Origin of the sequence: Flavobacterium sp. AJR, from assembly GCF_002156885.1 — a bacterium.
Classification (GTDB): domain Bacteria; phylum Bacteroidota; class Bacteroidia; order Flavobacteriales; family Flavobacteriaceae; genus Flavobacterium.
Genome location: NZ_NCWQ01000065.1, coordinates 1 through 23,560 on the forward strand (window position 1 = coordinate 1; position 23,560 = coordinate 23,560).

The window sequence follows — 23,560 nt, forward strand, 5'->3', positions numbered from 1 at the left end:
ATAACAAGCTCTAATTTAAAAAATATAAAAATGGAAAATATTCAAATTAGCCCTAACCAATCTCTTAGAGATTCTCAGTTTAACTTAACTCAACCATCTACAGACAAATATATAGAAACCGCATCAAATGTAAAACTATATGTAAAAGATTATGGGCAAGGAAAACCCGTTATTCTTATTCATGGTTGGCCCCTTTCTAATGAAATGTGGGAATACCAAATAGACTTTTTAGTTCAAAACAATTGTCGGGTAATTGCCTATGATCGTAGAGGATTTGGTAAATCTTCGCAGCCTTGGGACGGATATGATTATGATACTCTGACTGATGATTTAAAAGAAATTATCGAACAACTGGAATTGGAAGACGCAACTCTTGTCGGTTTTTCTATGGGTGGTGGCGAAGTAGTACGTTATTTTAGTCGTCACGGCGGAAAAGGAGTAACTAAAGCTGCTTTAATTTCTTCGGTTATACCTTATCTGCCAAAAACCGATGATAATCCTGAAGGTCGTCCGAAAGAAAAAAGTGAAGCAACGGCAAGCGCAATCAAAGAGGACAGAATAGAATTTCTAGATAATTTTGGAAAAACTTTTTTTGGAATAACAATTATCAACCGTCCATTAAGTAATTCCTTATTAGATTATTACAAGATGTTATGTTCCTTTGCTTCTCCGAGAGCCACCTTAAAATGTGCTGAATCGTTTTCTACAACTGATTTTAGAGATGAACTTGACGCTATAAATGTACCTACTTTAATTATTCATGGTGATGCCGACAAAATAGTTCCTATTGAACTTACGTCAAAAAAAGCAGCCGAATCAATTAATGATACTACTTATATTATTTATGAAGGCGCACCTCACGGATTATTTTATACGGAAAAAGATAAACTAAATGCCGATTTATTAAGTTTTTTAAATTCATAAATTACACATAAATATCCAAAGAGCTAAATACTAACAAATAAAAGCTTCTTTGGATATTTTTTTGATAGTTATGCCCTCTTATGCAGAATTTTAAAGTTAAATTTGAATACTAAATTTTCTACAAAATGGCACGAACTCTTTCAAATATGTTACCATTGGGCACTTTGGCACCTCAATTTAAATTAAAGGACACTAATTCTAATTTTGAATACTCTTATAATGATTTAAAAGGCACAAAGGGAACTCTTGTTATGTTTATATGTAATCATTGCCCATTTGTGCTTCATGTAATCGAGGAGGTTGTTATGATTGCCAATGACTATCGTGTGCAAGGAATAGGCGTTATAGCTATTTCTAGCAATGATGCCAATGCATATCCTCAAGATGGTCCTGAGTTTATGACTGAGTTTGCTTTTACTCATAAAATAGATTTCCCATATCTATATGATGAAACCCAAGAAGTTGCCAAAGCTTTTGACGCTGCTTGTACTCCAGATTTTTTCTTATTTGATAATCAGGATAAATTGTTCTATCGCGGACAACTAGACGATTCAAGACCTGGTAACGGAATTACTCTTAGCGGAAGCGATTTAAGAAACGCCATAGACTCCCTAATTTATAACCGAAATATCAAAAATCCGCAGAAGCCAAGCATCGGTTGCAATATTAAATGGAAATAAAAAGCAATCATTAAAAAAGATTGATTAACTTTGCAAATCACAATAATTCATCTCATGTTGAGCATTATACAATTGACAATCATTTCGTTGTTGTTTTCTTCTACAAGAAAACCACGTGTCGTTGTATTAAATTCGCACACCAAGGCCTTCGTAAATTAGGCCTCCGTCTATTTCAATTTCTTCTTTCAGGCGGAGGATTACATTTTAAAATTTAATTATTTATTTTATTTACAATAGGATTTTCCTTTGTATTAAAATTTACTTTTTCCACGCCTTTTACATTTTTACATTTTTCAGATTTACAATAAACATTAATCCTGTATTTTAAATTAAAACAAATACAAGGCTTTTGAGATTGCCTAAAACAAAAATCTCATTCTAATAAAAATAATATAATAGATATGAAACCAACACCCACTTTCTGTTCAACAGATTATCAACTCTTAAGGGAATTGATACTAAAGAGTAAAAACTCTACAAATTCTAAAGAAGCTGGACAACTTGCTCAAGAATTAGACCGAGCTGTTATTAGCAAAGGCGATACTCTAGACGAATCGATTATAAGAATTAATTCGCATGTTACGATTGAAGATGTTAAGGCAAAAAAACAAATGAAAATTCAGATTGTTCTACCTTCACACGCTGACGTAAAAGAAGGAAAAATTTCTATCCTGGCACCTTTAAGTGTAGCTATAATTGGCTTTAAAGAAAATGACGAAGTTGATTGGGAACTACCTGCTGGAATAAAGACTTTAAAAATAATTGCTGTATCTAACGTACTACCTGTAAGCAATTAATATTTTTTAAACACCTCACTCGTGAAGGTGTTTTTTTATGCCTGATTTAAAACAAAAAAACTATCCAGATATCTCACCGAATAGTTTTACAATATTGATTATATATAAATACTTTTACAACTGAGAAGTGATATAATCTGAAACCGATGCCATTTGTGCATCATCAAGATGTGCTTTCTTTTGCATACGAACTAAAATAGGTTTCCAATCTTCTTTTGTAAAATCTGTTGCCTTGAATAATTTATGGCATTTACCACAATTGTTATCATATAAATTTTGTCCTGTAGCTACTGCCGGAGTTAATTCTATCATTTTTACAGGTTCGGCTGTCTCCACAACTTTAGGAGCATCCTTTTTGGCAGCACACGAAAATACTATTACAGCTAGAGCCGCTACGGTTAAAATTCTTGATTTCATTTTTAGTTTTTTTTTGTAGTAAATATAAAAAAAATCCCAAAACTCTCGCTTTGGGATTCTGATATTACAAAATATAATTTTGAATATTTTTTATTACTTAACGTCCATTAATTCAACGTCGAAAATTAAGTTTGCGTTTGGTGGAATAACTCCTCCTGCTCCTGCTGGACCGTATCCTAAATGAGATGGAATTACAAAACGTGCTTTGTCTCCAACTTTCAATAAAGCAATACCTTCATCCCAACCTTCGATAACCTGACCTTGACCTAATCTAAATTCGATTGGTTTTTTTCTTGGGTAAGAAGAATCAAATACTTTACCGTTATCTAATGAACCTTCGTAGTGAACTGCAACAGTTTTTCCGCTCTCAGCTTGTTTACCATCACCTCTTTGGATAAATTGGTAACGTAATCCACTTTCAGTTTTTTCGAAACCTGCAGCAAGTTTTTCTATAGCAGCTTCTGCTTCAGCTTTCATAGCAGCATCACGTTTGTTACGTTCTCCTTTAAAAGCAATAAAAGCTTCGATAGCATTCCATTTTTCAGCTTCTTCACCTACTCTTACGATTTCTATATTAGTCAAATCATCTCCTTGTGCAATTGCATCAACGATATCCTGACCTTCTACAACATGACCAAAAACAGTATGTTTTCCGTCTAACCAGCTTGTAGGAACGTGAGTAATGTAAAATTGAGAACCATTTGTTCCAGGTCCAGAATTTGCCATTGCCAAAACTCCTGGACGATCATGTTTTAAACTTGGATGAAATTCATCATCAAATTTATAACCAGGACCACCTGTTCCAGTTCCTTGTGGGCAACCACCTTGAATCATGAAATCAGGAATTACTCTATGAAATTTTAATCCATCATAAAATTTATTTCCTTGTGGTTTAATTTTATTCTCTAAATTTCCTTCAGCTAATCCTACGAAGTTACCAACTGTTCCAGGTGTTAAATCGTGAGCTAATTTTACTAAAATCGAACCTTTACTAGTGTTGAATTTAGCGTATATTCCGTTTTCCATTGTATATTTTTTTTATTGATGAGCAAATTTACGAATTAATTTGATATTCGTTTATCCTTTCTATTTTTTAGATTTATATGTAAGTCCGTAAACTGTTAATGATAATAGTGACAAAACTGCACATCCTATAGTTACTGCGTGCCAACCTCCTAGTTTCCATAAAAACAATCCGTAAGCTGAACCTGCCGCTGTTCCTAAAAAGCTAAATGACATAAATACTGTATTTAATCTATTTCTTGCTTCTGGTAATAACGAATATACTCTTGTTTGGTTTGAAATGTGTACTCCTTGAATTCCTATATCTATGCAAACAATTCCTATAATAATTCCAACAATGCTACTTCCTGAAAAATAGAAAATAATAAAGCTTATTAACATTAATAAACAACCATAACCTACTGCAATTCTTGAGCTTCCTTTATCTCCTAACTTCCCTACCAATGGAGCTGCCAAAGCTCCTGTAGCTCCTACAATACCAAAAAGCCCGATTGTAGAACTACTAAAATTAAAAGGAGAATCTGATAGCAATAATACCATTGTTGTCCAGAAAGCACCAAATTGTGCAAAACAAAATGCATTGATTAATGTTGCTTCTCTTAATAATGGTTGTGTTTTTATAAGTGTAAAAAGTGACTGTAATAATTGCCCGTATGAACCATGAAATACTGGTTTATTGTATGGGAATTGTTTTTGCATAACAAAAAACATAAGCAAACATATTCCGGCAGCAATCCAAAACATGGATCTCCAACCCCAAATATCACCTATAATTCCGCTTAAAGTTCTTGATAATAAAATCCCGACAAGCAAACCACTCATGATTGTTCCCACCACTTTACCACGCTGGCTAGGTTCACTTAACGAAGCTGCCAAGGGCAAAATTAACTGAGGAACTATAGAGGTGATTCCGATAAGAAGTGAGGCAATTTCTAATACAAAAAAACTTTGGGCAGTGGCCGCAATTACTAAGGCTATTACAGTTGCAAGAGTGGTAATCAAAATCTGTTTTTTACGTTCGATTTTGTCGCCAAGTGGCACCATAAAGAAAAGTCCGATAGCGTAACCTGCTTGAGTAAGGTAGGTTATTGTTCCTGCATCGGCTTCGGGAATCTTAAATTCGTTGGCAATTAAAACAATTAAAGGCTGACAATAATAAAGGTTTGCAACTATAAGTCCAGTGCAAACTGCCATAAACATGACACTAGTTTTGGATAAATTCATTTTGCAAAAATACCATTCTCCTTTTTATCAAAACTTAAAAAAAAGTATAATTTTTTCCTAACAAACCTCAACAGCATTGTAATCTTTTGTAAACTACTAGTCTAAACTAGCTTTTTTGCTATAAACTCACAGCTGGTTTTTATAGACTCAATAGCATTCGGTTTATAGTTTGTTTCTTGTTCTACAAAAAAATATTTCATACCCGAAAGTTTCGCTTCTGCAAAAATAGATTTGAAATCAATAACACCAGAACCTATCTCTGTATTTAAAGTCTTAGTGTTTTTATCCATGTCTTTTACATGCCACATCGTAAAACGTCCCGGATTTTGTTTAAACAATTCTACGGGATTAATTTTTGAATATGCAATCCAATATAAATCCATTTCAAAAAAGACTAAATTTTTATCTGTCTCTTTTAGCAGAATTTCATAACCTGTTATATCTCCTAGTTTTTTAAACTCAAAATCATGATTATGATAGGCTAATTTTAAACCTGCCGCTTTACACATTTCACCTGCTTTATTTAATAATGAAGCAATTTTTCTGTAATCGTCAGCATTCTTCCGCAAACTTTCATCGAGCCAAGGAATGGTAATATATTCACTCTTCAAAACTTTGGCAGCTTTTATCACAGCTTCGAGTTCGGTTGTATTTCCGTCAGACAAATACGTTCCTAATCCGTAATGTCCACTTACTGCTTTTAATTTATTTTCGTCTAATATTTTCTTTAATTCCTGAGGTTCTAATCCCCAAAATTTATCTTTAATAGAAAATCCATATAATTCAACTTCGGTATATCCTGCTAGTGCTACTTTCTCTAGAATTCCTTTTACATCTTTTGGCAATTCATCCCTTAAAGTATACAACTGCAATCCAATTGTTTTTTTATTGGAAGCAAATGCCAATGACGGAACTAAACAAACCGTAGCCGCTGCCATACTCGTATTGATTATAAAACTTCTTCTTGAAACCATATTTAGATAAATACTTTGAATTAAAACTATCTTATTTTTTCAAAAAATCTTCACGAATCGGACTAAAAACATCTGTTAAAAGACCACTTTCCAAACAAACAACTCCATGTATTGCATGCGGCGGAATATAAAAACTATCTCCTCCTTTTAATGTTTTTGTTTCGTTATCAATGGTTACTTCAAATTTCCCACTTGCGACATAGGTTACCTGCGAATGATAATGTTCGTGTAAAACTCCAATGCCTCCTTTTTCAAACTGAACATTAACTAACATTATTTTGTCGTCGTATGCCATTATCTTACGTTTAATTCCTTCCCCGACAATTTCCCACTCAATTTCATCATTAAAGAGAAATTTTTCACTTGCTCCAAAACTTTGCATAATCTCTATATTTTTAGTTCTACTCTTCTACTTGTTTTTCAAAACTTCTGATGAATGCCAAAAGACTAACTAACGTCTTTTCATCAATAATATTTCCATCTGAATCTAATTTCCCTCGAATTCCCTGTATCAAAAGTTGTGTATCATTATCAAATTTAGCTTCGATAGTTTTCATGATTAAGCTTAATTGTTCTTGTCCCTTTTCTCCAGACGCAGAAGCTGTTATTAAACCCACTTTTTTATTCGAGAAAACCGTTGTCGAGACACACCATTCTAATACATTCTTTAAACTCCCTGGCAAACTAAAAACATATTCTGGCGTACAAATTACTACTCCAGCTGCTGCTGTAATTTTATTTCTAAAAACGGTTATAATCTCTGGAACATTCTCATTATCTAAATCCGGATTAAAATGAGGAATACTCTCTAAGTCTTCGAATATCTCAATTTCAAATTGATCATTAATATGTTCCGAAATAAATTTCAAAATTTTAAAATTGCTTGAATTCTTTCTCGTACTTCCAGATACAGCAAAAATCTTTTTCTTTTTATCCATCATCATTTAATATTTAATCCAATGATAAAGCAAATTTCACTGCTGCAGCCGAATGAATTTTTGTTGTATCAAAAACTGGAACGGAGATATCATCCTGACTTATAATCATTGGAATTTCGGTACAACCAAGAATAATTCCTTCGGCACCATTTTCTATTAATTTATTGATGACCATAATATAAGCTCTTTTGGTTTGCTCATTGATTATTCCTCTTCCCAATTCTTCTTTTAATGTGTGCTGAATATAATCTCGCTCATCCTGAAGAAAAGGAACGATTGTCTCGATGTTATGTTCGGCAAGTTTGTCTTTGTAAAAATCCATTTCCATAGTAAATTTTGTCCCCAACAAACCTACTTTTTTTAATCCTTTCTTATTTATTTCGTTTGCTGTAGCTGTTGCAACATGAATAATAGGTAAAGAAATTTCTTTTTCGACTCTTTCTACAACGGCATGTGCTGTATTGGCGCACAAAACAATTGCTTCTGCTCCACTTTTCTCTAAGCTTTTGCAAGCATTAGTAATCAGTTCGAATGTTAAGTCCCAATTATTGGCTGTATTGTTTCTTTGAAAATCATCAAAGTTCAAGGAATAAATTATGCACTCTGCAAAATTAAGTCCACCAAGTTTTTCATTTATTCCTTCGTTTATAAAACGATAATAATCTATTGTCGAAACCCAACTAATACCACCAACAAGCCCAATTTTTTTCATGACTACATATTTATTTATCTAATTATAGCTTATCGCCAAAGCAAAACGGTTTCAAACGATTATAAAATAAGTCTAAGACTCAAATCGTTTGAAACCGCTATTGTAAAAGTATTTTTTTTATTCCTTAATTGCTAAATTATCTCTGGTGTTTTTTTGAACTGCAATTGCACCAAAAATCCCTAATAAAAATGCAAAAGCATAAAATCCTTTTTCGCTAGGTAAAATAGTAGCATTCCAAAGTCCAATCGTTAATAATGCAATTGACAAAATTGTTCCAAACCAACAAATTCCGTAGTAAATATCGGTCACTGGAAATCCTTCTAATCTATCTCGCACACTTTTTTGTAATGAGATTACTGCAAACAATCCGAACATTAAAACTGTAAAGTAATATCCTTTTTCATTTAATAACATTTCGGCTCTGGCAAGTCCTACTAAATAACCAATAATTCCTGCTCCCATAGCAATCCATGAAGCTGCGACAAACGCATTCGACGTTTTTTGTACCATTTTTTGATTTTAATTTATAGTTGAGTTAATTTATTTATTACTGTATTTCGCAAAAATAGCTGAGTCTATTGGTGTCCAAAAGCAGCATTTTTGCCCGCTTACTTTTAATGCATTGTTTGCCCAAGTATTGCACGTATGAAGCAAACTATAACTTCCGGTTGCTTCATAAAAAGCATCTCTTTTTCCGTAGTTCTGGTCAGTTTTTATATGTATAAATTGCCCTTTTTCATCTTTCTTGAAACTGTTTTTTATATAATCTGCCAAGCGAACGTATTGCTCCTTACTGATTATGATTTTTTTGCAGCTTTCGTTTTCTTTTATATTCGAAAAATAGGTTGCATGTATTGCAGTATTACTCAATCCAGATGCGGCTTTAAGAGCTGTAGATGCTCTAAGGTCTGACCAGTTTGGAGTTTCCAGATAAAACCCTTTGTCTCCCCAACCCATTGCCAGATATTGATAGGTTGTATCTTTAGAAATCGTGTTCTCATACTTTACCTCTTTGCTCCAGTCCATAAATTCATTACGGGTTGGAACTACAATGTCTGTATGAACACCATTTGTCATGATATAAATAGTAACTTCTTCTTTGGTGTTTGGTTCTCTTTCAACTGTAATTTTCGAAATAGAATAAGCAAGGACGATATACAGTAAAATAAATGCTACGAATGCAAGTAGTATTTTACCAATAATTTTAAGGACTTTTTTCAATGTGGTTTATGCGGTTAGTTAATTTTCTAATTTTTTGCTAAAATAGTAGTATTATATTTAATAAAACAAAAATATTTTTAAATAATAATTCACTCGTTAATCCTGAATATTTAGCAAAAAGAAGACCAAAAACTTATCTCTTTTGAAGATTTTTTAATGCCGCTTTTGTTGCATTAAGTCGGATTGCTATAAAATCATCCTGATTAGTCTCTTTACTTGGTTCTATATTTGTTGCAAAAAAGTAAACTCTATTCTTGTTTTCAAGATAACCTACAAACCAACCATTTTTGATTTCGTTAGTATTAGACAAACCTGTTTTTCCTCTTAAAACAAAATCATTAGTTTTTTCAACTTCCATGATGTCTTTCATTATCGATTCGGTTCTTTTAGAAATAGGCAATTCAGATAAATACAATCTTTTTAAGAAATCAATTTGTTGGAATTGAGATATTCTAGATTTTCCTTCTAACCAAAAATTATCAATCGTCAAGGTGTCAAAAACCATTATATTGTAATCTAGCTTTTTTAGATAGGCTTTCATTCTTTTCACACCCACTTTTCTTGCGATTTCCTGATAACAAGGAACACACGAAACTCGAAACGCTTGCTTGAGTGTTAAATCCTGTTCCCAAGCTTTCATCCATCGTTTTTCTCCATTCCATTTAAAAACTGTCGAATCACTTTTTACTACACCAGTCTCTAGCGCAATAATCGAATTAGGAATTTTGAATGTCGATGCCGGAATATGCCCTTCTTTACCCCAAGCAAAATCATTGGAATAATAGGTCTTTTTATTAAGATCATAAATTAATATTGAACCTTTTACTTTTAAGCTATCTAAGATTTTACCAAATTCAGCCACAATGACTTCTTTGTCTTTTCCTGTTTCTTTGTTAGTTTCGGTCTTAGTTTCTTTGTTTTTAGATTGACAACTTACGGTTAGGTTTATCAATAAAAAAAGAGATAGGATTAGTGCGGGAGTTTTCATTTTGGGCAGTTTTTGTGATTTTTTAATTGTTAACTTATTATTATTTTTACGATGCTGGAATAGACACGAGCGGGACGCTCGCGCTAGCAAAGGGGATTTGATTTATTTTTATAGAATCTTTTCAAGATCTTTCTTCATTAATTGAGTAGCATCGTTGAGTTTAACATGCTCAAAATATTTTTCTAATTCGATTAATCTTTTCTTATTATCATACTTTATACTCGAATTTAATTTTCTTTGACAAGATGAACATAGTCTAATTGTGCTGTTGTCTGTTTCTGGCAAACTAATCGTTCCATTCATTACACAATCCGCTTCAATACAATGATACAATCCGAACATATGCCCTATTTCATGGGAACAGGTTTTAAGTAATCGAGATAAACATAAATCAAAATTAGTTGGCGTTAATACCTCATCTTGTAATCTATAAATCGAACTCACTCCTATTTTATCTCTGTAGGACGCTAATCCAAAAACATAATTCCACTCGGGTTTAGGATATAAATCTACTTCTGTTAATGCCATTAAAGCAATTCTATTTAATGGCTTTTCTTTTTTAAGTACGCTGTCTAAAATATAACCTGCTAAGAACTGTTCATTATCTTCATGTCCAATTCGTCTAGCTGAACTAGGAATTATATCATTAGAAAGTTTCTCTAAAGTTTTAGTTTTTAATTGAAAGAAAATCTCAAGATATTCTCTAACTAATTCAATTTGTTTCTTTTGTAAGGCATTAAAATCTCCAATAGGTCTTATATAAATAATATTAGAATTATTTGTTGGAACTACGTGCCTGGAATTTATAAATTGCTCGAAGCTCTGTCCTTTTTCTTTATGCGTAAAGAGCCATTCCCCTTCAACAGGTCTTGATAATTTTACATCATTATCTGCTATATCATCAAAGTATTGATCTTCCTTATTTACATTACAAGAATAGAAAAATAAAAGTATTAAAAGTGATAGGTATTTTATAAGAGTTCTAACTTAATTTTTTAACTAGTGTAAACTTGTTTTTGAATATTTTTCTTTACCCATTATAATTCATCGATGTTATTACATCGTTCGTTATTTCTATATCCAACAAATGATCTTGATAGAAATCATCTCCTCCCGAAATGGAACAAAAAATGATTCCTGATTCTTCTATTATTATTCTTGTGCTATAAATTACTAACGTATCGTACCAATCTTCATTTGCTTTGTCTTCATTGTATTCGCTATTATAAAAATCAATTAAATCTGTCTTACAATCATTTAACCAATTAATATAATGGATGATTTTACCTGAGTAATCTTCAATATGTTCGCTAGGGATCTGAATTGAAATTGTATCTTCTTTAATTATTTTATTAAATATGATAATTCCTTTATTAACGATTCCAAATTGGTTTTTATGATTCTTTGACGCTACAAAATCGCTCAGCTCTAGTTTGGGCTGTATTTTCTTTTCCCGATATTTTCTAATATCTTTTATGATGAAATTATCCTTATGTGATTTGGCCTTTTGTTCCATCACATACATTTTGGTTGCATCTTTTCTATTGGTTAAATCGGCAACTGTCTTAAAAACTTCATAAGCTGACTTATGAAACCCTAACAAACTATAAATATTAGAGAGAACTATATCATTCTGTTTTGTTCTATTTGTATTTTCTAATTCGTAAAGTAAATCATAAAGCTTCTCGACACTTTCTGTTGAGGCATTAGATTTTCTGAATTCATTAGATAACGCTATATAATCTTTTGTGTAATCGCTATTCATTTTTATTTTTAATATAAGTCGCTTCTCTTTTCTTCAATCGAAAATACAATTAAAAACAATATATCCGTTCAAAAATCATGATTCCTGATAGGTCTAGCCCTGATGGAAGCGGCATCCTTTTTCTTGTCATCCTGACGGAGGAAGGATCTCAAGAAAAAGATATAGCGGACAGCAGGAAATAGCTCCTTATTTTAATTGTGAATTATTAATTGTGAATTGTTGATTTAAAAAAATTTAATTGTTGATTTGGTTAATCGTTTAATTGGGAAATGCTGATTAGGTAATTTGTTTAATTCTTTTAAATCTCTTCTCTTGTTTCTCTAAATCTTGATTCTATATTCTTTAATCTTTAAATTTCTCAAATATTTACTTTGTATCTTTGCAGCCTTAAACCTTTTGAAGAGAAAAAATGCGCATAGATATTATTACTGTTTTACCTGAGTTATTGCGAAGCCCGTTTGAAGCTTCGATTATGAAACGTGCTATTGACAAGGGAATTGTTGAGGTTCATTTTCATAATTTACGCGATTATACAACCAATAAACAGAAGAGTGTTGATGATTACCCTTTTGGTGGTGGTGCCGGAATGGTTATGACGGTTCAGCCAATTGATGCTTGCATCACGCATTTAAAAAGCGAGAGAGAGTACGATGAAATTATATATATGTCTCCGGATGGTGAAACACTAAACCAGAAAATGGCAAACACGATGTCGATGCTAAAAAATATTATCATTTTGTGTGGTCATTATAAAGGTGTGGATCAGCGTGTGCGTGATCATTTTATTACTAAAGAAATTTCGATTGGCGATTATGTTTTATCTGGTGGCGAATTGGGTGCTTTGGTTTTATCTGATGCTTTGATTCGTTTGATTCCTGGTGTTTTAAGCGACGAAACTTCGGCTCTAACGGATAGTTTTCAGGATAATTTATTGTCGGGACCTATTTATACACGTCCTGCCGATTATAAAGGCTGGAAAGTTCCTGAGGTTTTAACCAGCGGTCATTTTGCCAAAATTGATAAATGGAGGGAAGATATGGCGTATGAACATACTAAAAATAGAAGACCGGATTTATTAGAATAAATTTCAAATTTATAAAACTCCAAATTCCAATTAATCAAGTAGTTAATAAATTGGAATTTGGAATTCAATTTTATTGGAATTCAATTTTTTTTATCTACATTTGCAGCCAAATTAGACCAACCTCTGGCGAAGTCCGTGTATGTTGCTCTATCACAAAACCATAATTAAAGATATCATGGCAGATTTAATGAAATTCGTTAAAGACGAATTTGTTGCAAAAAAAGATTTCCCAGTTTTCGCAGCTGGAGATACTATCACTGTTTTCTACGAAATTAGAGAGGGTGAAAAAACAAGAACTCAGTTTTTTAAAGGAGTTGTTATTCAAAGAAGAGGTTCTGGTAACACAGAAACTTTTACTATTCGTAAAATGTCTGGTGCTATTGGTGTTGAGCGTATCTTCCCAGTTAACTTACCTGCTTTACAAAAAGTTGAAATCAACAAAAAAGGTGCTGTACGTAGAGCTAGAATTTTCTACTTCAGAGAACTTACTGGTAAAAAAGCTAAGATTAGAGACAAAAGAAGATAATTATTTATCTCTTTACCATAAAGATCCCGATTCATTATTTGTGAATCGGGATTTTTTTTGTTCTAAACAAAATAACAAAACAATAATTCTTTGGCTTGAAAACCACCGATTTGTTAATTATAACTCCTTTAAATAGCAATCTGTTAATTTAAGGAATTCTAAGAAAAACGCAACCGTTTTCGGACTGTTTTTCTTATATTTGCTCCGCTCGTTTTGAGCCAACCATACCTTTTACATCGCCGTTCCTAGCGATACGATTATATTAAAAAAGAAAAAAAATGACACAGAATTCAAAGATTGTTTACACCTTAACTGATGAGGCGCCGTTATTAGCGACTTATTCTTTCTTGCCTATTGTACAAGAATTTACTGCTACAGCGGGTATTGCTATTGAAACTAGAGACATTTCGTTGGTGTCTCGAATTTTATCTAATTTTCCGGAGTACTTGACCGATTCTCAAAAAACAGGGGACGCCTTGGCTGAGTTAGGACAACTTGCTACTAAACCGGAGGCAAACATTATTAAGTTGCCAAATATCTCGGCTTCGGTTCCGCAATTAAAAGCGGCTATTGCTGAGTTACAATCTCATGGGTATAAAATTCCAAATTTTCCTGAGGATCCTCAAAACGATACTGAAAAAGAAATTAAAGCTAAATACGCTAAAGTATTAGGTTCTGCAGTAAACCCAGTTTTGCGTGAAGGTAACTCTGATCGTAGAGCTCCAAGAGCAGTGAAGAATTTTGCAAAAGCAAATCCTCACTCTATGGGTGCTTGGTCTGCTGACTCTAAAACTCATGTAGCATCTATGCCAAATGGTGATTTTTACGGAAGTGAAAAATCGCTTACTGTTCCTAATGCTACTGATGTAAAAATTGAATTTGTTGCTAAAGACGGAACATCTACTATTTTAAAAGAAAGTACTCCTCTTAAAGCTGGAGAAATTATTGATAGTGCTGTATTAAACGTAAATGCTTTAAAAAGCTTTGTTGCTACAACTATCGAAGAAGCAAGAAAAGAAAACTTATTACTTTCGGTTCACCTGAAAGCTACAATGATGAAAGTTTCTGATCCAATTATTTTTGGTGCTATTGTAGAAGTTTACTTTAAAGATGTATTCGAAAAATACGCTACTTTATTTAGCGAATTAAATATTGATACAAGAAACGGATTGGGTGATGTTTATGCAAAAATTGCAGGAACTCCTCAACAAGCAGAAGTTGAAGCAGCTCTGGACGCAGCTATTGCTAACGGTCCTGCATTGGCAATGGTAAACTCTGATAAAGGGATTACTAACTTACACGTTCCATCGGATGTAATTGTAGATGCTTCTATGCCTGCTATGATTCGTACTTCTGGACAGATGTATAACAAAGAAGGAAAACAACAAGATACTGTTGCTCTTATTCCAGACCGCTCTTATGCTGGTGTTTATACTGCAACAATCGATTTTTGTAAAAAACATGGTGCTTTTGACCCAACTACAATGGGAAGTGTACCAAACGTAGGTTTGATGGCTCAAAAAGCTGAAGAGTACGGATCTCATGACAAAACTTTCCAAATGAAAGCTGATGGTGTTGTACGTGTTGTTGATGCTAACGGAACTGTCTTAATGGAACAAGCTGTTGAAGATAAAGATATCTTCAGAATGTGTCAGGCAAAAGATGCTCCTATTCAGGACTGGGTAAAACTAGCTGTAAACAGAGCTCGTTTATCTAATACTCCTGCTGTTTTCTGGTTAGACGAAAACAGAGCACACGATAGAGAATTAATTCAAAAAGTAAAAAGATACCTTACAGATTACGATACTACTGGTTTAGATATCCGTATCATGAACCCTATCGAAGCTACAAACTTTACTCTTGACAGAATTATTAAAGGATTAGATACTATCTCTGTAACTGGAAACGTATTACGTGACTACCTTACAGATTTGTTCCCAATTCTTGAAGTTGGTACTTCTGCCAAAATGTTATCTATAGTTCCTTTAATGAATGGTGGTGGTTTGTTTGAAACTGGTGCTGGAGGTTCTGCTCCTAAACACGTTGAGCAATTTACTCAAGAAGGTTACTTACGTTGGGATTCATTAGGAGAATTTTTGGCTCTTGGTGCTTCATTAGAGCATTTAGGTCAAACACTAAACAACTCTAAAGCTATGGTTCTTGCTGAAACTCTTGATGAGGCAAATGACAAGTTCCTTGCAAACGATAAATCTCCAGCTCGTAAGATTGGACAAATCGATAACCGTGGTTCTCATTTTTACTTAGCTTTTTATTGGGCTCAAGCTTTGGCTGCTCAAAATAAAGATGCTGAGTTAAAAGCTATCTTCACTCCTATTGCAGCAGAATTTGCTGAGAATGAAGATAAAATAAACGCTGAATTAATTGCTGCTCAAGGAAAACCTCAAGACATTGGTGGATATTACCAACCAAATCCTGAATTAACTAGTAAAGCAATGCGTCCTAGTCCAACATTTAATGCAATCTTGGCTAAAATAGCTAAAATATAAGTTCTTATTATATTTCTCACATTAAAGACAGCCCGAAACGGCTGTCTTTTTTTTAACGCACATTTAACATTAGTTTTGTAATATTTCCCACCTTCTACCGTCATACTAGGGAATTCAAAATTTAAACAATGATCACAAAAAAAGTTAGCTCGTTTCTTATTGTATTTCTCATTGCTTTTTCTTCATTCGCGCAAGAAAAATTCACCTTAAGCGGTACCATTTCTGACTCTAAAAATAACGAAACCCTAATCGGAGTCAACATTTACATCCCTTCATTAAAAATTGGCACTACAACAAACGAATATGGCTTTTACTCTATTACTGCTCCAAAGGGAGAGTATCAGGTAGAAATAAGTTACGTTGGTTACCAGTCTTTTGAAAATACAATTTCTTTAACGAAAAATGTTAAAAACAATTTCTCATTAAAAGAAGGTGGTGAAGAACTCCAAGAGGTAGTTATTACCGATAATAGAGGAAGAGCAAATACACGTACTCCCGAGATGAGTGTAAATAAACTTTCTATTTCGGCAATAAAGAAAATGCCTGTTGTTATGGGTGAAGTCGATGTATTAAAATCTATTTTATTACTTCCTGGTGTTACCAATGCCGGCGAAGGTGCATCTGGTTTTAACGTGCGTGGTGGTGGTGCCGATCAGAATTTAATTCTTCTTGATGAAGCTACTATTTTTAACTCTTCTCACGTATTTGGTTTCTTCTCTGTATTTAATCCTGATGCTATTAAAGATTTAAAATTATACAAAGGTGGTATTCCTGCTCGTTACGGTGGTAGAGCATCTTCTGTTTTGGATATTTATCAAAAAGATGGAAATAGTAAAGATTTCCATATGAATGGTGGAATCGGATTAATTTCGAGCCGTCTTCTTGCCGAAGGTCCATTAGTAAAAGATAAAGGATCATTCTTAATTGGTGGTAGAGCTTCTTATGCACATCTATTCTTAAAACTAACGGATGATATGAAAGACAACTCAGCTTATTTTTATGATTTGAATGCTAAATTCAGTTATAAATTAAACGACAATAACAGTTTGTATTTATCAGGTTATTTTGGACGTGACGTTTTTAAAATAAGTAAAATATTTTCTAATACTTACGGTAACACTACTTTCAACCTGCGTTGGAATCATTTATACTCTGATAAATTGTTTTCTAATCTATCTTTAATTTATAGTGATTATTATTACGGGCTTGATCTGGATACTGCAGGATTTAAATGGGATTCTGGTATCAAGAATTACAATATTAAATATGACTTCAAAAATTATATTTCAGATAAATTCAAATTGAATTATGGTTTAAATGGTATTTACTATGAATTTAACCCTGGAACTATTAAACCAACAGATGAAACCTCTGGAGTTAATCCTGATCAATTAGATAAAAAATATGCTTTTGAACCAGCTATTTATATTGAAGCTGAAAATCAAATTGCAAAAAAACTAACGCTTTCATACGGACTCCGTTTTAGTTTATTTTATCGTTTAGGAGCTTCGACTCTTAATCTTTACGAAAACAATAATCCTGTTCTTTTTAACCCTGCTCAACAAATTTATGAGAAAGCAACTCCTATAGGAACGGAGTATTATGGTAAAAACAAATCAATGTTTAGCTATAACAATTTAGAACCTCGTTTCTCTATTGGATATCAAATTGACGAAAATCAAGCTGTAAAAGCTAGTTATAACAGAATGGCTCAGTATTTACAATTAATATCGAATACCTCATCTCCTACTCCTCTTGATGTATGGATGCCAAGTGACGAGTATATTAAACCTCAACTTGCTGATCAGGTTGCCTTGGGTTATTTTAGAAACTTTAGAGATGGAGACTATTCTCTTGAAGTAGAAACCTACTATAAGAAAATTAAAAACAGACTGGACTATATTGATGGTGCCGATTTAATAGCAAATGATGCCATCGAGCAAGTTATCCTAAACGGAAGAATGCGTTCTTATGGTGTAGAGTTAATGCTTAAAAAGAATGCCGGAAAACTTACTGGATGGGTTTCTTATACTTTATCAAAATCAGAACAACAAACCCCTGGAAGAACTCCGGAAGAAACTGGTATCAATAACGGACAATGGTATAATTCAGCTTATGACAAACTACATAATCTAGCTGTTACAGCTGCTTATTCGCTAAACGAAAAATGGTCATTTGGTGCTAATTTCGCATTACAATCAGGACAACCTGTAACGTATCCAACTGGATATTATGAATATCGTGGTGTAAAAGTTCCTAGTTATGGTTTACGAAATGAAAACAGATTACCTGCTTACCATCACTTAGACATTTCGGCAACATTAACCCCGAGATCTAACAAAGATAGAAATTGGAAAGGCGAATGGGTATTTAGTATCTATAACCTATATAATAGACAAAATGCAGCTTCTATTAATTTTAGACAGAACAGCGATACAGGATACAATGAAGCTGTTAAGACTTCAATTTTCGGAATGGTTCCTGCTGTTAGTTATAATTTCAAATTTTAATTCACTTCTCTCAAAGAGAAATAAAAATATACTGATATGAAAAAAATAAGCTTATTAATTGTGTTTTTCTCCGCATTATTTTTTACAAGTTGCGAAGAAGTTGTTGAAGTTGACTTAAAAACACAACCTCCAAAATTAGTCGTTGAAGCTGATATTAGTTGGCTAAAAGGAACTACAGGAAACCAACAAATGATAAAATTAACCACTACAACTGATTATTACAACCCTGTAATTCCTGTTGTTTCCGGAGCTACCATTACTATAAGAAACAGTGCCAATAAAGTATTCACTTTTATAGAAGTTCCTCAAACAGGAAAATACGTTTGTACTAATTTTGAACCTGTTATTAACGAAACCTATGTCTTAACCGTTATTAGTGGTGGTAATACATATGTTGCAACTGAAACTTTAAAATCGGTAGCACCAATCACTCGAATTGTGCAAACTAATGATGGTGGTATTTCAAAAGATGAAATCGAAGTAAAAGCATATTATAATGACCCTGCTGATGAAACAAATTATTATTTATACCATTATACTTACTCCAATCAAGTCTTGTCAAGCTATTCTTCTGTCGATGATAGGTTCTTTAACGGAAATGAATTTTTTAGTACTTCACACAATGAAGATTTAAAACCTGGAGATCAAGTAGAAATAAGTCATATCGGAACATCTAAAAGCTATTATAATTACATGAATATATTAACTAGTATTTCTGGTGATAATAGTGGTGGCCCTTTTCAATCTCCACCAGCAACTTTAAGAGGAAATGTTATAAACACAACCAATGCAAATGACTATCCTTTAGGTTATTTTTCTATTGGAGAAGTTGATACTAAAAAATATACGATTGAGTAATATTTAATATGAAAGCAAGAATAGAAAATTTAACAGAAAAGAAAATCGTTGGAAAACGAATAACAACATCTTTCACAGCCAATAGAACAAAAGAGCTATGGCAAGGATTTATGCCAAACCGAAAAGAGATAAAAAACAATATCGGTTCAGAATTATATTCTATTGAGGTGTATCCAGAAACACATTTTCTTAATTTCAATCCGAGTAATGAATTCGAAAAATGGGCAGGTATCGAAGTAACAGATTTTCTTTCCGTTCCACAAAATATGGAAACTCTCATAATACCAAACGGACTTTATGCAGTTTTCATACATATGGGACCTGCGAGTAATGGCAACGAAACCTATCAATACATTTTTACCGATTGGTTACCTAAGTCCGAATATGTATTAGAGAGCAGACCGCACTTTGCCGTAATGGGCGAAAAATACAAACACGAAGACCCAACATCCGAAGAGGAAATTTGGATTCCGATTAAACATAAAAACTAAAAACAATAAAAATTGCTCTCCATTACGAGAGCATTTTTTTATACATTACTCTGAAAAAAATATCACCTCTCAACATATGTAAATGTTTAGGAATTAGAATTGAGCAACCTTTGCCAATAATTAATTCAAATTTCAAAAACATGAAACAAATACTTCTTACCTTATTTTCACTTTGTGCTTTTAATGCAAAAGCACAAACTTTTAAAAATCCTGAATCATTATTCAATCCCGCACCATATGGGTTTAGTCATGCATCATCAGTTTCTACCCCAGATGAACTCGTTTTTATATCAGGACAAAGCGGCGGATTAGGCAAAGAACATCTTCTGAGTAACAGTTTTAGAGAACAAACTCAAGTAGCATTAAAGAATATTATAACAGTTCTGGATAGTTACAATCTAAAACCAGAGAATATCATGAAGATTACCATTCTGATTGTAGACCATTCAGAAGAAAAACTAAAAATCTGGAATGAAGAAATCAGTAAAGTATGGAAAAACAAACCATTTCCAGCAAGCACATTAATTCCAGTTCCCAAATTAGCCCTCGACGGAATGCAAATAGAAGTCGATGCTGTAGCTTTCAAAGCAAAAAAATAAAACTTTTTTCACCATTAAGAGATTAAGGAAAATTAAGAATACTTTCAAGATTGAATGACTTGCACGCAGATCAAACAGATTTAAGCAGATTTTAAACCCTTTTTATAATCCTTTATAATCTATGGCGTAAAACAAAATCTTAATTTCACTTAATCTCTTAATGGTAAAAAACAAAATCGCTGCAACTTTTAAATAACACAAATAATCCTTTTAATCTTTATATCTGTGGCTAAAGAAACTTAATCTCTTAATGGTAAAAAACAAAATCGCTACAACTTTTAGACAACATAAATAATCCTTTTAATCTTTATAATCTGTGGCTGAAAAAAACTTAATCCCTTAATGGTAAAAAACTCCCTTAATCTCTTAATTGTAGAAAAACATTTACTTTTTACTTTCGTACATTTGCAGCACATTATAAATCCATACTATAAATGTCCTCACACCATATCGTACGCGACGACCAAGAACCTGCATTAATCATTGCCAACGGAGCTGCCTGTAATCCCGAGTTATTAGGACAATTATTAGAATGGTCACCTTTGGTAATCGTATTAGATTCGGCTATAGAGCGCGTAGTTAAGTTAGGAATAAAAGTCGATGTTCTTCTGGGTGATTTCGATCGCGGATTCGACCCCGAAAAATACAAAACAACTCAATATCCTATAGAGATTGTACATACACCGGATCAGGACAAAACCGACTTAGAAAAAGCATTTGATTACTTAATCGAACGCAAAATTCCTGCCGCAAATGTAGTTTGGGCAACAGGAAAAAGAGCTGATCATACCATTACAAATCTTACCAATATAGTTCGTTACCGAAACTTACTCAAGATTGTAATTCTCGACGACCATTCCAAAATATTTTTATTGCCTAATAAATTCGAAAAATGGTATACCGCCAACACACCTATTTCGCTCATCCCGATTGGAGTCGTAAACGGAATCTTTTCAGATAATTTGGTATATCCGTTACAAAACGACACCTTAACAATAGGTTATAGAACTGGCAGCAGTAATTCCGTTGCCAAAGACGGAATTGTTACAATTACCCATACCGACGGCGATTTATTGCTAATGGAATGCATGGATTAATTTCCTTACTCTACTGAATTAAGCAAAAGCATAAGGAGCAATTTCCTGCTGTACACTATATCTTTTTCTGTCTAAAGGAGCCAGAAAAAGGATGCCGTTTCCATCAGGGCTAGGCCAAATCATTTCATAAGAAATACTTCCCTTATTTACAAATTAGGATTACGTACCTTTGCACCGAAATTAAGAATGATGAAAACTACAAATAGCCCCGAGAAAACAAGTCTGCATCCTAGAAACCCGCATCGTTTGCGCTATGATTTTGAACAACTAATCACAGATTGTCCCGAATTAAAGAAGCACGTCGTTATAAACGAGCATGATATCGAAACAATTGATTTTAGTAATCCCGAAGCTGTAAAATCGCTTAACAAAGCATTATTAATTCATTATTACGACATACAAAACTGGGATATTCCTAAAAATTATCTTTGCCCACCCATTCCAGGAAGAGTCGATTATATTCATTACCTGGCCGATTTATTAGCTACCACAAATAATGGAGTTATTCCAGAAGGAGAAGCCATTTTAGGTTTAGATATAGGTGTTGGTGCCAATTGTATCTATCCAATATTAGGAAATGCTGCTTACGGATGGAGTTTTGTCGGAACCGATATTGATGAAAAAGCAATCGAGAATTGCAGCAAAATAATCGAAGCCAATCCTAGGCTAATTGATGTTATCAGTTTACAACAACAAACAGAATCACGTTTTATATTCAAAAATATAATTACACCCGAAGATAAATTTACATTCACGATTTGCAATCCACCATTTCATTCTTCGTCAGAAGAAGCTAATAAAAGTGCTGTTCGAAAAGTAACAAATCTAAATCCAAAAGCGAATAGAAAAGCTGCTCCCGTTTTAAACTTCGGAGGTCATAATGCCGAACTATGGTGCGATGGAGGAGAAATTGGATTTATAACGCAAATGATTTACGAAAGTGCCAAATATCCAATGCAATGTTTATGGTTTACTACATTAGTATCTAAAAGAGAAAACCTGTCGAGTATCTATAAAACATTAAATAAAGTAAATGCTTCAATTGTAAAAACAATCGATATGGCACAAGGTCAGAAAACAAGTCGTATTGTAGCATGGTCTTTCCTTACCGAAGCACAACAAGGTAAATGGAGTTTTAAAAGCGAACTTTAAATAAACCAATCAAAGTCATAATTCCAAAATATTTCGCAAAACATTGTAATTATGATAGATATAACTAAAAAGCTGATACTATAATCATCAGCTTTTTAGTACTTTTAATCTTAATTGAACGTAACTCCTATGCCGAAATTATTTTTAAAAGTTATTGCAATTCTTTTATTCGCAAGTTGTAGCGCAACAAAAGAAAAAAAGATTGATAATTATGTTTTCAAAACAAAAAGCGAAAGAAAAGATTACATCAATTCTTATAATGCTGCATTAAAACTTTGGGATGTTCGTTATCAGGAAGAAAATATCGAAACCAGTTATGGTACAGCTCATATAATTGTGACAGGTCCAAAAGACGGCAAAAATTTAGTATTACTTCACGGAATGGACGCCAGCTCAACAATGTGGTTTCCTAATATTAAAGCATTATCAAAAAATCATCGGGTTTACGCAATAGACTTTTTAATAGAAGCAGGAAAATCTCAAGCACCCAAAAAATCCCTTACAAGTGAAGAAATTGTTATTTGGTACAATGAGATTTTTACTCATTACAAACTAAAAAACTTTGATGTAATTGGTGCATCCCGTGGTGGTTGGATTGCTACATTATTAGCAACTCAAAAAGAAAGTAAAATCAACAAACTGGTTTTAATAAGTCCGGCACAAACATTTAAGAACATCGATAAAATGAGAAAAGCATCATCGGCATTCTTTCTGAAAATTTTTCCAAATGAGAAAAAATTAAAAAAGACGCTAGAAACCTTTTCTTATTATCCCGAAAAAATAGACCCTATTTATAAAAAGCAATTTTATCTAGCTAATAAATATGCAAAATCAAACACTAGTTTTTTGCAAATGCAACCATTCTCTGATGAAGATTTAAAAAAAATAACCATTCCCGTTTTGGTGCTTATAGGAGATCATGATGTAATTAACTCAGATGAAAGTATAATTCGAGCCAAAGAGTTATTGAGTAATAGTAAAACCGAAACTATCGAAAATGCAGGACATTTTTTAAGTATTGATCAAGCCGAAAAAGTAAATAAACTAATGATTGACTTTTTAAAGTAATTCTT

The 23,560-nt window shown here is 33.0% G+C and carries 25 protein-coding genes; 13 read left to right on the forward strand and 12 right to left on the reverse strand.

What is annotated here, in order from left to right; all coding sequences use genetic code 11:
* The first annotated feature begins 30 nt into the window (after positions 1-30).
* The 3 genes from B8T70_RS16550 to B8T70_RS16560 all read left to right on the forward strand — a co-directional run bounded on the left by B8T70_RS16550 (position 31) and on the right by B8T70_RS16560 (position 2,401).
* Complete coding sequence (locus B8T70_RS16550; protein WP_086895567.1) at positions 31-924, forward strand: alpha/beta fold hydrolase; 894 nt, start codon at positions 31-33, stop codon at positions 922-924.
* A 125-nt stretch (positions 925-1,049) separates the two neighbouring features.
* Positions 1,050-1,604, forward strand: coding sequence for a thioredoxin family protein (locus B8T70_RS16555; protein WP_086895542.1), 555 nt, complete (start codon positions 1,050-1,052; stop codon positions 1,602-1,604).
* A 401-nt stretch (positions 1,605-2,005) separates the two neighbouring features.
* Positions 2,006-2,401 carry a GreA/GreB family elongation factor gene (locus B8T70_RS16560; protein ID WP_086895543.1) on the forward strand — a complete coding sequence of 132 codons (396 nt, stop codon included), beginning with the start codon at positions 2,006-2,008 and terminating at the stop codon, positions 2,399-2,401.
* A gap of 114 nt (positions 2,402-2,515) precedes the next feature.
* On the opposite strand, the gene B8T70_RS16565 is transcribed toward B8T70_RS16560, so the two are convergent.
* The 12 genes from B8T70_RS16565 to B8T70_RS16620 form a co-directional block, all read right to left on the reverse strand.
* The gene (locus B8T70_RS16565; protein WP_039115495.1) at positions 2,516-2,818 is read right to left on the reverse strand and encodes a cytochrome c; all 303 of its coding nucleotides are present in this window, start codon (positions 2,816-2,818) and stop codon (positions 2,516-2,518) included.
* 93 nt (positions 2,819-2,911) lie between these two features.
* Positions 2,912-3,844 (reverse strand): peptidylprolyl isomerase, encoded by a 933-nt coding sequence (locus tag B8T70_RS16570; RefSeq protein ID WP_039115497.1) that lies wholly within the window; start codon positions 3,842-3,844, stop codon positions 2,912-2,914.
* A 60-nt stretch (positions 3,845-3,904) separates the two neighbouring features.
* Positions 3,905-5,035, reverse strand: a complete 1,131-nt coding sequence (locus B8T70_RS16575; RefSeq protein ID WP_240474767.1) for an MFS transporter — start codon at positions 5,033-5,035, stop codon at positions 3,905-3,907.
* 131 nt (positions 5,036-5,166) lie between these two features.
* A complete protein-coding gene (locus tag B8T70_RS16580; RefSeq protein WP_086895544.1) occupies positions 5,167-6,039 on the reverse strand; it encodes a sugar phosphate isomerase/epimerase in 873 nt (290 codons plus the stop codon).
* Positions 6,040-6,070: 31 nt separating this feature from the next.
* On the reverse strand, positions 6,071-6,421 hold the full coding sequence (locus B8T70_RS16585; RefSeq protein WP_039115500.1) for a cupin domain-containing protein: 351 nt from the start codon (positions 6,419-6,421) through the stop codon (positions 6,071-6,073).
* A gap of 19 nt (positions 6,422-6,440) precedes the next feature.
* On the reverse strand, positions 6,441-6,983 hold the full coding sequence (locus B8T70_RS16590) for an NADPH-dependent FMN reductase (protein ID WP_369827406.1): 543 nt from the start codon (positions 6,981-6,983) through the stop codon (positions 6,441-6,443).
* A 7-nt stretch (positions 6,984-6,990) separates the two neighbouring features.
* Positions 6,991-7,689 (reverse strand): aspartate/glutamate racemase family protein, encoded by a 699-nt coding sequence (locus B8T70_RS16595; RefSeq protein WP_039115501.1) that lies wholly within the window; start codon positions 7,687-7,689, stop codon positions 6,991-6,993.
* Positions 7,690-7,806: 117 nt separating this feature from the next.
* Positions 7,807-8,199, reverse strand: a complete 393-nt coding sequence (gene yiaA / locus B8T70_RS16600; protein ID WP_035622373.1) for an inner membrane protein YiaA — start codon at positions 8,197-8,199, stop codon at positions 7,807-7,809.
* Positions 8,200-8,229: 30 nt separating this feature from the next.
* The gene (locus tag B8T70_RS16605) at positions 8,230-8,910 is read right to left on the reverse strand and encodes a TIGR02117 family protein (protein WP_039117593.1); all 681 of its coding nucleotides are present in this window, start codon (positions 8,908-8,910) and stop codon (positions 8,230-8,232) included.
* A 133-nt stretch (positions 8,911-9,043) separates the two neighbouring features.
* Entirely contained in the window at positions 9,044-9,898 is an 855-nt protein-coding gene (gene blaOXA, locus B8T70_RS16610; RefSeq protein ID WP_039117594.1) for a class D beta-lactamase, read from the reverse strand.
* A 108-nt stretch (positions 9,899-10,006) separates the two neighbouring features.
* Positions 10,007-10,426: an archaemetzincin gene (locus B8T70_RS24265; RefSeq protein ID WP_242667503.1), complete on the reverse strand. Its 420-nt coding sequence runs from the start codon at positions 10,424-10,426 to the stop codon at positions 10,007-10,009.
* A 502-nt stretch (positions 10,427-10,928) separates the two neighbouring features.
* Positions 10,929-11,663 carry a hypothetical protein gene (locus B8T70_RS16620; RefSeq protein ID WP_086895546.1) on the reverse strand — a complete coding sequence of 245 codons (735 nt, stop codon included), beginning with the start codon at positions 11,661-11,663 and terminating at the stop codon, positions 10,929-10,931.
* 409 nt (positions 11,664-12,072) lie between these two features.
* On the opposite strand from B8T70_RS16620, the gene trmD reads away from it, so the two are divergent.
* The 10 genes from trmD to B8T70_RS16670 all read left to right on the forward strand — a co-directional run bounded on the left by trmD (position 12,073) and on the right by B8T70_RS16670 (position 23,555).
* Entirely contained in the window at positions 12,073-12,747 is a 675-nt protein-coding gene (trmD, locus tag B8T70_RS16625) for a tRNA (guanosine(37)-N1)-methyltransferase TrmD (protein WP_039115508.1), read from the forward strand.
* 175 nt (positions 12,748-12,922) lie between these two features.
* On the forward strand, positions 12,923-13,273 hold the full coding sequence (gene rplS / locus B8T70_RS16630) for a 50S ribosomal protein L19 (RefSeq protein ID WP_039115571.1): 351 nt from the start codon (positions 12,923-12,925) through the stop codon (positions 13,271-13,273).
* A gap of 278 nt (positions 13,274-13,551) precedes the next feature.
* Positions 13,552-15,780 carry an NADP-dependent isocitrate dehydrogenase gene (locus B8T70_RS16635; RefSeq protein WP_086895547.1) on the forward strand — a complete coding sequence of 743 codons (2,229 nt, stop codon included), beginning with the start codon at positions 13,552-13,554 and terminating at the stop codon, positions 15,778-15,780.
* Positions 15,781-15,908: 128 nt separating this feature from the next.
* A complete protein-coding gene (locus B8T70_RS16640) occupies positions 15,909-18,290 on the forward strand; it encodes a TonB-dependent receptor (protein WP_086895548.1) in 2,382 nt (793 codons plus the stop codon).
* Positions 18,291-18,326: 36 nt separating this feature from the next.
* Complete coding sequence (locus B8T70_RS16645) at positions 18,327-19,148, forward strand: DUF4249 domain-containing protein (RefSeq protein ID WP_039117598.1); 822 nt, start codon at positions 18,327-18,329, stop codon at positions 19,146-19,148.
* A gap of 8 nt (positions 19,149-19,156) precedes the next feature.
* A complete protein-coding gene (locus B8T70_RS16650; RefSeq protein WP_086895549.1) occupies positions 19,157-19,639 on the forward strand; it encodes a GyrI-like domain-containing protein in 483 nt (160 codons plus the stop codon).
* Positions 19,640-19,779: 140 nt separating this feature from the next.
* Positions 19,780-20,238: a RidA family protein gene (locus B8T70_RS16655; RefSeq protein WP_086895550.1), complete on the forward strand. Its 459-nt coding sequence runs from the start codon at positions 19,780-19,782 to the stop codon at positions 20,236-20,238.
* Positions 20,239-20,672: 434 nt separating this feature from the next.
* Positions 20,673-21,335, forward strand: a complete 663-nt coding sequence (locus B8T70_RS16660; protein WP_086895551.1) for a thiamine diphosphokinase — start codon at positions 20,673-20,675, stop codon at positions 21,333-21,335.
* Positions 21,336-21,524: 189 nt separating this feature from the next.
* Positions 21,525-22,487, forward strand: a complete 963-nt coding sequence (gene rlmF / locus B8T70_RS16665; RefSeq protein ID WP_039115516.1) for a 23S rRNA (adenine(1618)-N(6))-methyltransferase RlmF — start codon at positions 21,525-21,527, stop codon at positions 22,485-22,487.
* 129 nt (positions 22,488-22,616) lie between these two features.
* Positions 22,617-23,555: an alpha/beta fold hydrolase gene (locus B8T70_RS16670; RefSeq protein ID WP_086895552.1), complete on the forward strand. Its 939-nt coding sequence runs from the start codon at positions 22,617-22,619 to the stop codon at positions 23,553-23,555.
* Positions 23,556-23,560 lie beyond the last annotated feature (5 nt).